Origin of the sequence: Oceanococcus atlanticus, assembly GCF_002088235.1 — a bacterium.
In the GTDB taxonomy this organism is placed as follows: Bacteria; Pseudomonadota; Gammaproteobacteria; order Nevskiales; family Oceanococcaceae; genus Oceanococcus; species Oceanococcus atlanticus.
Window position 1 is genome coordinate 954,471 of record NZ_AQQV01000001.1, and the last position, 13,790, is coordinate 968,260.

The 13,790-nt window shown below is 62.7% G+C and carries 13 protein-coding genes; all 13 read left to right on the plus strand.

Annotated elements, in window-relative coordinates:
- Positions 1 to 107: 107 nt before the first annotated feature.
- The 13 genes from ATO7_RS04540 to ATO7_RS04600 all read left to right on the plus strand — a co-directional run bounded on the left by ATO7_RS04540 (position 108) and on the right by ATO7_RS04600 (position 13,709).
- A complete protein-coding gene (locus ATO7_RS04540; protein WP_158523038.1) occupies positions 108 to 1,958 on the plus strand; it encodes an Lnb N-terminal periplasmic domain-containing protein in 1,851 nt (616 codons plus the stop codon).
- Positions 1,955 to 4,705 carry a M16 family metallopeptidase gene (locus ATO7_RS04545; protein ID WP_083559923.1) on the plus strand — a complete coding sequence of 917 codons (2,751 nt, stop codon included), beginning with the start codon at positions 1,955 to 1,957 and terminating at the stop codon, positions 4,703 to 4,705. Before ATO7_RS04540 ends, ATO7_RS04545 begins: the two co-directional genes overlap by 4 nt.
- A gap of 2 nt (positions 4,706 to 4,707) precedes the next feature.
- Positions 4,708 to 5,043, plus strand: coding sequence for a hypothetical protein (locus ATO7_RS04550; RefSeq protein WP_083559925.1), 336 nt, complete (start codon positions 4,708 to 4,710; stop codon positions 5,041 to 5,043).
- Between the two features lie 3 nt (positions 5,044 to 5,046).
- Positions 5,047 to 5,532 (plus strand): tRNA (uridine(34)/cytosine(34)/5-carboxymethylaminomethyluridine(34)-2'-O)-methyltransferase TrmL, encoded by a 486-nt coding sequence (gene trmL / locus ATO7_RS04555; protein WP_083559927.1) that lies wholly within the window; start codon positions 5,047 to 5,049, stop codon positions 5,530 to 5,532.
- Between the two features lie 86 nt (positions 5,533 to 5,618).
- Positions 5,619 to 7,082 carry an RNA polymerase factor sigma-54 gene (locus ATO7_RS04560; RefSeq protein WP_083559929.1) on the plus strand — a complete coding sequence of 488 codons (1,464 nt, stop codon included), beginning with the start codon at positions 5,619 to 5,621 and terminating at the stop codon, positions 7,080 to 7,082.
- Between the two features lie 78 nt (positions 7,083 to 7,160).
- Positions 7,161 to 7,490, plus strand: coding sequence for a ribosome hibernation-promoting factor, HPF/YfiA family (hpf, locus tag ATO7_RS04565; RefSeq protein ID WP_083559931.1), 330 nt, complete (start codon positions 7,161 to 7,163; stop codon positions 7,488 to 7,490).
- 118 nt (positions 7,491 to 7,608) lie between these two features.
- The gene (ptsN, locus tag ATO7_RS04570) at positions 7,609 to 8,067 is read left to right on the plus strand and encodes a PTS IIA-like nitrogen regulatory protein PtsN (RefSeq protein WP_083559933.1); all 459 of its coding nucleotides are present in this window, start codon (positions 7,609 to 7,611) and stop codon (positions 8,065 to 8,067) included.
- 1 nt (position 8,068) lies between these two features.
- Positions 8,069 to 8,572 carry a hypothetical protein gene (locus ATO7_RS04575; protein ID WP_083559935.1) on the plus strand — a complete coding sequence of 168 codons (504 nt, stop codon included), beginning with the start codon at positions 8,069 to 8,071 and terminating at the stop codon, positions 8,570 to 8,572.
- On the plus strand, positions 8,572 to 9,447 hold the full coding sequence (gene rapZ / locus ATO7_RS04580; protein WP_083559937.1) for an RNase adapter RapZ: 876 nt from the start codon (positions 8,572 to 8,574) through the stop codon (positions 9,445 to 9,447). The genes ATO7_RS04575 and rapZ overlap by 1 nt, the downstream gene beginning before the upstream one ends.
- A gap of 2 nt (positions 9,448 to 9,449) precedes the next feature.
- On the plus strand, positions 9,450 to 9,851 hold the full coding sequence (locus ATO7_RS04585; RefSeq protein WP_083559939.1) for a PTS sugar transporter subunit IIA: 402 nt from the start codon (positions 9,450 to 9,452) through the stop codon (positions 9,849 to 9,851).
- Positions 9,848 to 10,135, plus strand: coding sequence for an HPr family phosphocarrier protein (locus ATO7_RS04590; RefSeq protein WP_083559941.1), 288 nt, complete (start codon positions 9,848 to 9,850; stop codon positions 10,133 to 10,135). The genes ATO7_RS04585 and ATO7_RS04590 overlap by 4 nt, the downstream gene beginning before the upstream one ends.
- Before the next feature lie 6 nt (positions 10,136 to 10,141).
- A complete protein-coding gene (ptsP, locus tag ATO7_RS04595; protein ID WP_083559943.1) occupies positions 10,142 to 11,902 on the plus strand; it encodes a phosphoenolpyruvate--protein phosphotransferase in 1,761 nt (586 codons plus the stop codon).
- Between the two features lie 115 nt (positions 11,903 to 12,017).
- Positions 12,018 to 13,709 carry an AMP-binding protein gene (locus tag ATO7_RS04600; protein ID WP_083559945.1) on the plus strand — a complete coding sequence of 564 codons (1,692 nt, stop codon included), beginning with the start codon at positions 12,018 to 12,020 and terminating at the stop codon, positions 13,707 to 13,709.
- Positions 13,710 to 13,790 lie beyond the last annotated feature (81 nt).

Sequence of the window (13,790 nt, forward strand, 5' to 3'; positions counted from 1 at the left end):
CCAAAACCGGCTGATGTCAGGCCCGACATCCGCGTAGGATGCCGGGCCTTTTCATTTTCAACTTCCCGTGCCCCACCATGCGGACATTGACCCTTGCTGTTGGACTGATGCTGTCTTCTGCCCTGCTGGCACAGACACCCACGCTGGAGGACTACCTGCGTCAGGCCAAGGAGCAGGGTCTCGCGCATGAGCCGGTGTGGCTCAACCTGGTCCACTACGACCGCACCGGCCCAGCCGACACACCGCAGTACCGCAGTCAGGTCGATGACGACAAGTTCTTCCTTGCCGAAAACGGCCGCCGTGACAGCGTGGCAGAACTTGAAGCCACCCTGCGCGGCCTGTTCGCCGAGCAGCCGCAAGGCAACCAGCATGCCCGCTGCCGCTTCCCCGCCCGCGCCGCCTGGCTGCAGGCGCAGCTCGCCTTCGGCGCCGAGCAACTGCCCGAGCTCAGCTGCCCGGACTATGCCGAGTGGCGCAGCATCGTCAAAGCGGAGCGGGTCACCCTGATCTTCCCCTCCTACTACCTCAACAGCCCCTCCTCGATGTTCGGGCACACCTTGCTGCGTCTGGACCCGGCGGATGAAAGCCATTCCGAATGGCTCTCGTGGGCGGTCAATTTCGGTGCCGAGGTGGTGCCGGGTGACAACTCCATGTTCTACGCCTTCAAAGGGCTGACCGGCGGCTACCCGGGACGTTTCAATGTGGAGCAGTACTATCGCAAGATCCAGGAGTACAACCGCGACGAGAACCGCGACATCTGGGAGTACCCGCTCAACCTCAGTACGCAGGAAACCGAACGCATGGTGCTGCATCTGTGGGAGCTCAAAGAAATCGATTTCGATTACTACTTCTTCGACGAAAACTGCTCCTACCGGGTCATGGAACTGCTTGAGGTGGCCCGCCCCGGCCTGGAGCTGACCGAGCGCTTCGAAAACACCGCCATCCCCATCGACACCGTGCGTGGCGCGCTGGAAAACGGCCTGGGCAACAGTCGCGTTTACCGTCCATCCAAAGCCAGCGAATTGAAGGAACGGCTGCGTTACATCCCCGAATACCTGCACCCCAGGGTCATCGCCCTAAGCCACAGCACCGATGAAATGCAGCAGGACTGGTTTACCGCACTGGATGCACCAATGCAGGCGCGCGTGATCGAGGCCGCCTACAAATACCTGCGCTACCGTCAGGTCGGTCTTGAACGTGATCCTGCGGCAGCCAAGACCAGCTTCGCCCTGCTCGGCGCGCTGCGCCAGCATGCCCAGGCGCTGCCCCGCGAAGACACCATAGCCCCCGGCCCGCCGGATCTGGGCCATGGCAGTCGCCGTCTCAGCATCGGGCTGGGACAGGCTGAAAACCTGGACTACCTCAATTTTGGCCTGCGCCTGTCGCTGCACAGCCTGGAAGAACGTGGCTACGGTTTCCTGCAAGGCGCGCAGATCAATCTGGGCAATTTCCAGGGTCGCCTGGATGAAGATGGCCACTTGCGTATCGAGCGCATCGATCTGGTCGACATCTTTTCCCTGAGCCCGCGTGACCGATTCTTCAAACCGCTGTCATGGAAGGTCATCACCGGACTTGAGCGGGAATGGATCAATGGCCGCGAACGTCAGGTTGCACACGTCAATGGCGGCGCCGGATACGCCACCGAACTGGCGCCAGGCGTGCAAACTTTTGCCCTGGCCATGGCCCGTCTGGAGCACAACAGCCAGTTCTCCCACGATCTGGAACCCGCTGCTGGCGTGCTCACCGGTTTGCTGTGGCATTTCGAGCAGCACACGGCGCGTCTGGAACTTGGCGCGGAGAAATTTGCCAATGGTGTGTCGCGCCGACGCGCTGTCTACCGTCATGGCATCGCCCTGAGTGCCGCTCACGCCCTCTCGCTGGAGTTTGAGCGCCACTGGGGTGATGTCCATCACAGCACCCGGGCAACGCTGCGCTATCACTACTATTACGCCCCATGATTGCAAAAACCCTGATCCGTCTTGCCGGCCTCACCGCCGTGCTGAGTGTTTCGGCCTGTAGCCTGCTGCCAAGTGCAAACGCACCGGCCGAACTGCCGCTGCCCGACATCGACTACCAGACCTTCGTGCTCGACAACGGGCTGACCCTGATCGTGCACGAAGACCGAAAGACGCCGATTGTCGCGGTGAACGTGTGGTACCACGTTGGCTCCAAGAACGAGCAAGCCGGCCGCACCGGCTTCGCCCACCTGTTCGAACACCTCATGTTCAACGGCTCGGAGAACTACAACGATGAGTTCTTCCGCCCGCTGGAGAATGTCGGCGCCACCGGCCTCAACGGCACGACCAACGCGGATCGCACCAACTACTTTGCCAATGTGCCGACGCCCTCGCTCGACACCCTGCTGTGGCTGGAATCAGATCGCATGGGGCACCTGCTGGGCGCCATCGACCAGGCCAAGCTGGATGAGCAGCGTGGCGTGGTCCAGAACGAGAAACGCCAGCGTGAAAATCAGCCCTACGGCAAGATCTGGGATCTGATCCCGCAGTACAGCTATCCCGAAGGCCATCCCTATTCCTGGAGCGTGATTGGCTCGATGCAGGATCTCGACGCCGCCACGCTGGATGACGTCAAACACTGGTTCAAAACCTGGTACGGCGCGGCCAATGCGGTCATCGTGATCGCCGGTGATATCGACGCGCAGACGGCCAAGGCCAAGGTCGAGGCCTACTTCGGTGACATTCCGGCGGGGCCACGCCTGCAACGCGCCGAGAGCTGGCCCGCGCCGATGACCGATACCCGTGAAGTCACCGTGCAGGACGACGTGCCGCAGGCACGCAGCTACTTTGTCTGGAATGTGGCCCCCAACTTCAGCCGCGACCTGATTCACTTGCAGACCGCTGCCGATGCGCTGGCCAATGGCAAAACCAGCCGTCTGTATCGCAGCTTGGTGCACGAGCAGCAGCGCGCCACCGATGTCGGTGCCTTCGTGCTGCCGCGCGAGCTCGGCTCCCAGTTCATGGTCTGGGTCACCGCACGCCCTGGCGAGGACATTGCCGAGCTGGAGCAACACGTCATTGACGCGGTCGACACACTGATCGCTCAGGGCCCCAGCAGCGAAGAACTGGAACGCAGCCGCACCGGGCTGTATGTCGGCATGCTGCGCGGCATGCAGCAGGTCGGTGGCTTCGGCGGTAAATCCGATCTGCTGGCCAGCGCCGCCGTTATTGCAGGCGACCCGGGCGCCTGGAAAGACGAGCTCAGCTGGCTGCGCGAGGCGACCCCGCACAGCGTTCAGAACAGCCTGAAAACCTGGCTCGGCCAGGGCCACCTGCGCCTGCGGGTCGAACCCAGCACGCCCGGCCGCACCAGCGGCCAAGATGTCGACCGCAGTCGACTGCCCGAACCGGGCCAGGCCAAACCGCTGACCTTGCCGCCGATGCAGCGCGCGCGCCTGTCCAACGGTCTGGAAGTGGTCTTGCTGGAACGCCGCGAGTTACCGCTGGTCGAGGTGCGCCTGCTCAGCCGCGGCGGCTACGCGGCCGATCCCAAAGGCATGGAAGGCCTGGCTACGCTGAGCATGGGCATGCTCGACGAAGGCACCACCACGCGCAGCGCGCTGGACATCGCCAGTGAACTCGACAGCCTCGGGGCGAGCATCTCCAGCGGCGCCTCACTGGATCTGGCCAGCGTCAGCCTGTCGGCGGTCAGCACGCGCCTTGAACCCGCCCTCGACATCTACCGCGACATCATCCGCAACCCGACCTTCCCAGCGGCAGAGATCGAGCGTCTGCGCCCGCGCATACTCGCCGGCATCGCCCAGGAAAAAGCCAGCCCGTTCCAGGCCGCCTTGCGCATCCTGCCGCCGTTGCTCTACGGCGAAGATCACCCTTACGGTGTGCCCATGACCGGCAGCGGCTATGTGCACAGCGTTGAAGCCATCCAGCGCGACGATGTCGTGCGCTTCTACCAGCAGCGCATTGCACCGCAGAACAGTCAGCTGCTGGTGGTCGGCGACATCGATATGGCCCGCCTGCAACCGCTGCTGGAAGCGCGTTTTGGCGACTGGCGCAGCAGCCAGGCCAGCGCACCGCCCAACGCCACCACGCAGGCGCTAGCCTCCGGGCAACGCATCTATCTGGTCGACAAGCCCGGCGCACCACAAACCGTGATCCTGGCCGGCCATCTGGCGCCCTCGCCGCGTGATCCCGACGATCTCGCCATGCAGGCCGCCAACACCGCATTCGGCGGCATGTTCACCTCGCGTATCAACATGAATCTGCGCGAAGACAAACACTGGTCCTACGGGGCTGGCAGCGCGATCTTCAGCGCCCACGATCAACGCCCGTTCATCGTCTACAGCCGGGTTCAAGGTGACAAGACCGTGGCGGCGATGCGTGAAGTCCAGCGTGAACTGCGCGAGCTCACCGGCAAGCGCCCGATCCGTGCTGAAGAGCTGCGCGCGGTGGTCCGCAATGAGACCTTGTCGTTGCCCGGCCGCAATGAATCGCTGGGTCAGCTGGCCGGCTCTGCCTCCCGCATCCTCAGCCTCGACCTGCCCGACGACTACTACAACCAGCTGGTTGATCAGCTCAATGCCATGAGCCTGGACGAAGTGCGCGCCGGGGCGCGCAAACTGGTCCATCCGGATGCCCTGACCTGGGTCCTGATTGGCGATATGGCGGCCCACCGCGAGGCACTCGAATCGCTTGGTTGGGGTCCGGTGACCGAGTTGTCACTCGATTGACCATGGCTGTTGCGCTACTGCTTGCACTCGGCGCAGCCGCACTCAGCGGCCTGTGGGTCTGGCGCCAATGGCGCCAGCAACCCATGCGCATGGACGATGCGCGCATCTTTACCCACGGCGCCGCCGCCGCGCTGGTGCTGGGCCTGCTGGTGCTCGGCCTGGATCAGCACGAGCCGACTCATGGCGCAGGCCTGCTGGTGATCTTCCTCAGCCTGGCCACCGGCATGCTGCTGTTTCTCAAACGCCAGCGTCAGCAAGCCTTTCCCGGCGCCCTGATGCTGCTGCACGGCCTGCTCGGCAGCCTCGCCGTGGCGCTGGCTGCATGGGCGCTGGCCTGACCCATGGCCTGGCTTCACGTCATCCTGTTTCAGCCGGAAATTCCGCCCAACACCGGCAATGTCATCCGGCTGTGCGCCAACACCGGCGCGCGCCTGCATCTGATCGAACCGCTGGGTTTCGAGGTTGATGACAAACGCTTGCGCCGTGCCGGCCTGGACTATCACGAATTCGCCAGCCTGCAGCTGCACCCTGACCTAGAGCACTGCCTGCACGCCATCGAAACCGAACAGGGCCATCCGGCACGCCTGTTCGCCCTGACCACACGCGGCACGGCGAGCAGCCACGCCACCACCTATCAGCCGGGTGATGCGCTGTTGTTCGGCCCGGAAACCCGCGGCCTTGATCAGGCGCTGATCGACAGCCTGCCTGCGGGGCAGCGTCTGCGCATCCCGCTGCGCCCGGACAACCGCAGCCTCAATCTGTCCAATGCCGTGGCGGTGGTGGTCTACGAAGCGTGGCGACAGCAGGGCTTTTGCGGCAGCGCCTGAACCTGCGGTTTGTGCATACAAAAACCTTGCCAACCCGAGCCAGCTGCCCGGTAGAATAGGCTCATGTCCACTCATCTACTGCCTGCATGAAACACGCTCTGGGCCTGAAACTCAGCCAGGGTTTGAGTCTGACCCCGGCGTTGCAGCAAGCCATCAAGCTGCTACAGATGTCGACGCTGGATCTGCAACAGGAGATCCAGGATGCGTTGGAAGGCAATTTGATGCTCGAGCGCGAAGACGCTGATGGCGAGGTCGAAGTCGCGGTCAGCAATGAGGAGCGCGAAGAGCGCCCGAGCAGCGAAACGCGTGACAACGCCGAAGTCGGCGAAAGTGATCAAATCCCTGATGAGCTGCCCAACGACTTCGAGTGGGACGATGTCTACACCGGCTCCAGCAGCGGTGACCGCGAAGCCGATCAGGCCCTTTACGATTACCGTCAGGCCAATATTCACAGCGGCCCGGATCTCAAGACTCATCTGCAGGACCAGGTCGCGCTGGAAGATCTCAGCGACGCCGAAGCGCTGGCCATGGATCATCTGATTGATGCGCTGGATGAGCGCGGTTTTCTGTCCGGTGAAGACATCTCGCTGGACGACATCGCCACCCGCTGCGGTCTGAGCGAAGACGCCATGGATGCCCTGCTCGCGCGCCTGCAGGCTTGCGACCCCTCCGGCGTGGGCGCCCGCGACCTCAGCGAATGCCTGCTGATCCAGCTGGCCAGCCTGCCGGAGTCACCCAGCCGGGCGCTGGCGCGTTGCCTGGTGCGTGATCATCTGGATGCTCTGGGGCAGCCCAATCCTTACCAGCGCCTGCGTCATATCCTGCCCGGGCCGGAGGTCAGCGAAGAGGCGTTTGAACAGGCTCTGAGCCTGCTGCGCGGGCTGACCCTGGACCCGGGTGCCGGTTTTATTCCGCACGAGCAGCAGTATGTCGCGCCGGATGTCTATGTGCGCAAGATCGAAGGCCGCTGGCAGGCCAGCATCAACCCCGACATTGCGCCCAAACTGCGAATCAACGGCACCTATCAAGATCTGGTCAAACGTGCCGATAACAGTCCGGATCAGAAGCTGCTGAAACAGCATCTGCAGGAAGCCCGGTACTTTTTGCACAGTCTCAAGAGCCGCAACGAGACCCTGCTGAAAGTCGCACAGGAAATAGTTGATCGGCAGCGGGGTTTCCTGGAATATGGACCTGAGGCCATGCGCCCGCTGGTGCTGCGTGACATCGCCGGACAGCTCGGAATACACGAATCCACCGTGTCCCGGGCCACCGCGCACAAGTACATGCATACACCGCGTGGGTTGTATGAACTCAAGTACTTTTTCTCTAGCGCCGTGAGCACGGCAGAAGGAGGTAGCTGCTCGGCAACTGCGATCCAGGCCATGATCCGCAGGCTCGTCAATGAGGAAAATCCAGCCAAACCCTTGAGCGACAACCGTCTGACCCAAATATTGAAAGATGAGGGCATTCAGGTCGCTCGACGCACGGTCGCCAAGTACCGTGAAGGCATGAACATTCCTCCGTCGCACGAGCGCAAACGCATGGCCTAAACAGACCGCAGCCGGTTTCACCGGTTGAGCATGACCGGTACTGGTTGCGGAATCCGTCTCGTTACAGGAGAGCAACACATGAATCTGAATATCACCGGTCATCACGTCGATCTCACGCCGCCCATGCGCGAGTTTGTCGAGAACAAGCTGCAGCGCATCGAGCGACACTTCGAGAATATGATTGATGCCAACGTGATCCTCACCGTGGAGAGAGACCGCCACATCGCAGAAGCCACGCTTCATGCCCGCGGTGCCAACCTCCATGCCGAGGCAGAGTCGGACAACATGTACAAGGCCGTCGACAAGCTGATTGACAAGCTCGACCGCCAGACCTGTAAACACAAGGAAAAGCACACCGATCATCATCAGCGTGAAGGCCTGCGCGCCGCCGCTGGACAGCTGCAGTAAGCCGACGCTTTAAAGCGTCATCAAACCGCGACGGTGGACATGGCATCATGTCCACCGTTTTTTATTTCCGATGGCAGAATAAAGCCGTACACAAGATAGCCCGACCGAAGGATCCATCATGAATCTCGCCGAGTTTCTCAAGCCCAGTGCCGTGACTATCAATACGGACATCACCAGCAAGAAGCGCGCACTGGAAGAAGTCAGCCGCCTGCTCACCGCGCACGCCGAGCTGGTCTCGGAAAAGGACGTGCTGACCAGTCTGATCAATCGCGAAAAGCTGGGCAGCACCGGCCTGGGTGCCGGCGTGGCCATTCCGCACGGGCGCCTCAAGGGTCTGGAGTCGGCCGTGGCCGCCTTCGTCAAGCTGGGCCAGCCGATCGACTATGACGCCAACGACGAACAGCCCGTCGACCTGGTCTTTGGTCTGCTGGTGCCGCAGGAGGCGACGGCAGAGCACCTGCAGATTCTGGCCAAGATCGCGGAGATGTTTCGCGATGAAAACAATCTGGCCGCCATCCGTCAGGCCGGCGACAGCGAAACCGTGCACAAATTGTTGACCAGCCCGCAGGGCGCCTGACATGGCCAGCGGCCAGGTGCATGGCGTTCTCATTGAGGTGGACGGTTGCGGCGTGCTGATCAGCGGCCCGGCCGGCGCCGGAAAAAGCCAGCTGGGTCTGGAACTGATCAGCCGTGGGCACGCCTTTGTCGGCGACGATGCCGTGCAGGTCGAACGCGACGGTGAGCAGCTCAGCGGTCAGGGGCTTGAAGAATGCGCCGAATTTCTCGCCCTGCGTTGCGGTGTTGTGGTCAACGTAGCCCGCCAGTTTGGCCCTGAGCGTTTGCGCACGCAGGCCTGCATTGATCTGGTGGTAAGCCCCGGCCCGGCCCTGCTGCCGAGCGAGCCGATTCCGCAATACGACATCCTCGGCCTCAAACGCCCGCATCATTTTCTCGCCACCCTGCCCGGCTCGGCCGAAACGGTCGAAGCGCTGGTGCGCCACTGGCATGACGTGCAGGCCGGTTATGACGCGGCGGCCGACCTCGCCGCCCGCCAGGCCGCACGTCTCAACGCGACCCTCTGATGGTCGATCAACGCCAGGAACTGCTGATCGTCAGCGGCCTGTCGGGGGCGGGCAAGAGCATCGTGCTCGACATGCTTGAGGACCTCAACTACTACTGCATCGACAACCTGCCGCTGAGCATGCTCGGCACCCTGCATCCGCGCGCCCTGGCGCAGACCGATGTGCGCTGCAATCGCATGGCCATCGGTATCGATGCCCGCACCGGTGGACACATCGAACAGGTGCCGGATTTGCTCAGCAACCTGCGTGCGGCCAACCCCGGCTTCCACACCCGGGTGATGTTCCTGCATGCCGACACCGACGTGCTGCTGCGACGGTTCTCCGAAACCCGGCGCAAGCATCCGTTGACCAATGCCCAGACCAGCCTCGGTGATGCCTTGGCAGCGGAACGACAACTGCTTGAGCCGGTGGCGGAAATCGCTGACTTCACGCTGGACACCAGCCTGACCAACCTGCACGAGCTGCGCGAGCGTATCCGCACCACGCTGGCCAGCGACAGCGAAAGCCAGATGATGCTGCAACTGCAGTCCTTCGGCTTCAAATACGGCGTGCCCGACGGGGTCGATCTGGTGTTCGATGTGCGCTGTCTGCCCAACCCGCACTGGGAGCCTTCACTGCGCAAGCTGACCGGGCGTGATCCGGCCATTCGTCAGTGGCTCGAACAACAGGCCCCGGTTCAGGCCATGGCCCGCGACATTCTGGGTTTTCTGCAGAACTGGCTGCCGGCCTATCAGCAACAAAACCGCAATTACCTAACCGTGGCGATTGGCTGCACCGGTGGTCAGCACCGCTCGGTCTATCTGGTCGAACGACTGGCCAGCGAACTGGCCGATGCCGACCTCAAAATTCTCGTTCGCCACACCGAGATTCGATAACCATGGCTGTTGCCGTACTCCTGATCACCCATGGCCGCTTGAGCCAGAACCTGGTCGAAACCGTCACCGAAATGCTCGGCGGGCGCCTCAGCCTGGCCACCGATGTGCTCGAGGTGCGCACGGTTCAGGACCCGGAACTGCTGGTCAAGCAGGGCCTGCGCCTGACGGAGAAGCTCGATCAGGGTGATGGCGTGCTGCTGCTCACCGATGCGTTCGGCTCCACTCCCAGCAATATCGCCAACAAGGTCGCCCAGGCGGGCCGCTGCCGGGTCGTGGCGGGGGTCAACCTGCCGATGCTGATCCGCATCTACAACTACCCCAAACTCAAGCTGGACGCCCTTGCCCGGACCGCCGTCGAAGGCGGACAGCGCGGGGTCATGCTGTGCGAGGACCGGCACCAATGAGCAACCCTACCCCCGCCCTCAGCCGTGAACTGACCATCGTCAACAAGCTCGGGCTGCATGCCCGGGCTGCGGCCAAACTGGTCACCCTGGCCGGACAGTTTGATGCGGACGTGGTGCTGCGCCGCGGCGACCGTCAGGTCAACGGCAAAAGCATGATGGGCGTTCTGATGCTGGCCGCTGCTCAGGGCACTCAGGTTCAGGTCGACGCCCACGGCCCCGATGCCGAGCAGGCGCTCGACGCCATCGCCCAGCTGATCGCCGAGCGCTTCGGCGAAGAGGCCTGATCGCGCATGGGCGGCGGCAACGTGCATCTGCAGGGCATCGGCGTTTCGCGCGGGATTGCACTGGGCCGCGTGCACAAGCTGCATGGCGATGACTTCGATGTCCCCGAACGCCAGCTCACAGCGGCCGAGGTCGAGGATGAGTGCGAGCGCTACACCGCAGCCCGGCAGAAGGCCAAGCTGCAACTGCGCAACATCCGGGAGCGCATTCCGGCCGACACCCCGCGCGACATTGCCTCGTTCATCGACGCCCACCTTTTGATGCTGGATGACCGCACCTTGTCGGATGCGGTCACCGACATGATTCGCAGCGAGCACATCAACGCGGAATGCGCCCTCAACCGGCAGCGCGAAAATCTGGTCGCGGTGTTCGAGCAGATGGACGACGCCTACCTGCGCAGCCGCCGGGACGATGTCGAGCACGTGGTGGTGCGCATTCAGCGCATTCTGCTCAAGGGCGACAAAACCCTGGATGTGTCGACCCAGAACGAAGCCGCCGTGGTGGTGGCCGACGACATCACGCCGGCCGATGTCATTCTGCTCAACCAGCAGGGCGTGGCCGGCTTCGTCACCGAATATGGTGGTCCGCTGTCGCACACCGCGATTCTGGCCCGCAGCCTGGGGCTGCCGGCCATCGTCGGCGTCCACAATGCCCGCCGACAGGTCAACGACGGCGACGAGATCGTTATCGATGGCCAGCGCGGCGAAGCCATCGGCACACCCGGCGCCAGCGAACGCGCCGAGTACGAGGAGCGCCACCGCGCCGAAGCCCGCTTTCGGGCCATTTTGGAGCAGTTGCGTGACGTGCCCTCGGTGACCGCCGACGGTCACCCCATCGAGTTGCTGTGCAATATCGAACTGCCCGCCGACACCGCCCATGCGCACGGCGTCGGCGCCGCCGGCGTCGGCCTATACCGCACCGAGTTCCTGTACATGAACCGCGAGGACACGCCGGACGAGGACGAGCAGTATCAGGCTTACCTCAGCGTCATCCAGGCGGTGCAGGGTCCGATCACCATCCGTACCCTCGACCTGGGCGCCGACAAGCAGGTTGATTCGGGCCGCATCCAGGGCCCGACCCCCAACAATCCGGCATTGGGCTTGCGCGCCATTCGCCTGTGTCTCAAGGACGAGGAGTTGTTCCGGGTCCAGTTGCGCGCGCTGCTGCGGGCCTCGGCGCACGGCAAGGTCAAGGTCATGCTGCCGATGATCTCCAACCTCAATGAACTGCTGCGCGCACGCGCCCTGATCGACGAACTCAAGCAGGAACTGCGCAACGAAGGGCGGGCCTTTGACGAACAACTGCAGGTTGGCGCCATGATCGAGGTGCCGGCTGCGGCACTGGCGGCCAACATGCTGGCCCCACACGCCGATTTCTTTTCGATCGGGACCAATGACCTGATCCAGTACACCCTGGCCATCGACCGTGTGGATGATGAGGTCAACTATCTGTACGACCCGCTGCACCCGGCGGTGCTCAACCTGATCTACATGACCATTGCAGCCGGGCAGCGGCGCGGCATCGCGGTGTCAATGTGTGGCGAAATGGCCAGCGATACGCGCTACACGCGCCTGCTGCTGGCCCTGGGGCTGACCGAGTTTTCCATGCACCCCTCCAGCGTGCTGGAGGTCAAGAAGCTCATCCGCGAATCCAATCTGGCCGAGCTGCGTGCCGTCGGCCAACGCCTGATCGACACCCATGATCCGGATGAGGTGCAGGCGCTGATCGAGCAACTGGCCACGCTGCCAGAAACCACCGATGCGGCCTGAACAGTCCTGACATATGGACAACAACCGCAGCACCATGGCACTTTAGGCGGGTTTCAGTACACGCCGGCGTCACGGCATGTCTATCACTAATTAATATTCAATTCGGGGGATATCCATGGGCACAGCGCTGGAAAACCAGACGCCGCTGGCACGACTCTATCACTGGGAAAAAACCTCAGGCGACAAGGTCCATTTCACCCAACCGGTGGGCAATGGCCAGGTTGTCGAATACACCTGGAAAGAAGCCATGCGCCAGGTGCGCAGCATGGCCGCCTACCTGCAATCGCTGGATCTGCCGGCTGGCTCGCAGATTGCCCTGATCGGCAAGAATTCGGCGCACTGGATGATGGCCGACTGGGCCATCTGGATGGCCGGTCACTGCACCGTGCCGATCTATCCCACGCTGAACGCGGAAACCGTGGCCTACATTCTTGATCACAGCGAATCCAAACTGCTGTTTGTCGGCAAGCTGGATGACTGGGATCACATGAAACCCGGCGTGCCCGAGGGCATGCCGATGATCGACCTGCCGCTGGCACCGCCCAACAACGGTCAGTCCTGGGATGACATCGTCGCCGCCAACGCGCCGTTGCAGGGCGAGCCCGACCGGGGCATGGAAGAGTTGGCCACCATCGTCTACACCTCGGGCTCCACCGGTCAGCCCAAAGGGGTTATGCATAACTTCAACGCCTTGCGCGTGTGCGGCAGCAGCATGACCGACCTGATGGAAACCAAGGGCCTGCGCGTGGGTGAAGATGACCGCCTGCTGTCCTACCTGCCGCTGGCTCACGTGTTTGAACGCGTGTGCGTGGAGAATCTCTCCATCTACCGCGGCTGCCAGGTGTTCTTCGCCGAATCGCTGGACACCTTCGTGCAGGATTTGCAACGTGCCCGCCCGACCATCTTCTTCTCAGTGCCGCGCCTGTGGACCAAATTCCAGGCCGGCGTGTGCGCCAAACTGCCGCTGAAGAAACAGAAAGTGCTGTTCAAGATTCCGCTGCTCGGCAGCAAGGTCAAGAACAAGATCCTGACTCAGCTGGGTCTGCAGCATGTGCGCTTCGCCGGGACCGGCTCGGCCCCGCTGTCGGCCGATACCATCAACTGGTATCGCAGCCTGGGTCTGGAGCTGCTCGAAGGCTATGGCATGAGCGAAAACATGGCCTATTCGCACTTCAACAAACCGGGTGAGGCGCAGGTCGGCACGGTCGGCACCAACAACCCCGGCGTGGTCACCAAGATCGGCGACAACGGCGAGATTCTGATCAAGAGTCCAGCCGACATGGTCGGCTACTTCAAGGACGAGGAAAAAACCCGCGAGAGCTTCACCGACGACGGTTTCCTCAAGACCGGCGACATGGGTCAGATCGACGCCAGCGGTCGTCTCAAGATCACCGGCCGGGTCAAGGAACTGTTCAAGATCAGCAAGGGCAAGTACGTGGCTCCGGCACCGATCGAGAACAAGATCGTCAACCATCCGGCCATTGAGGCCGTGTGCGTGGCTGGGGCCAATCAACCGGCCACCTTTGCCCAGATCATGCTGTGCGAGGAAGCCCAGGCCCAGGCAACCAGCAGCGAAGGGCGCGCCGAGCTTGAACAGGAAATCTCGCAGCTGATCGATGAGGTCAACACCACGCTGGATCATCACGAACGCATGCAGTTCGCGGTGGTGGTGAAAGAGCAGTGGGGTATCGAGAACGGCTTCCTGACCCCGACCATGAAGATCAAGCGCAACGTGCTGGAGCAGCACTACGAGCCCAAGATCGAAACCTGGTACGCGGCCCGTCAAAAGGTCATCTGGGACCAGTAACCCAACCAACGCGCGCCGGGCGGATTCAGGCCTGACGCGCTGCTGCACACGTCGCAGCCCACCGGGCTGCGGCGCATTAAA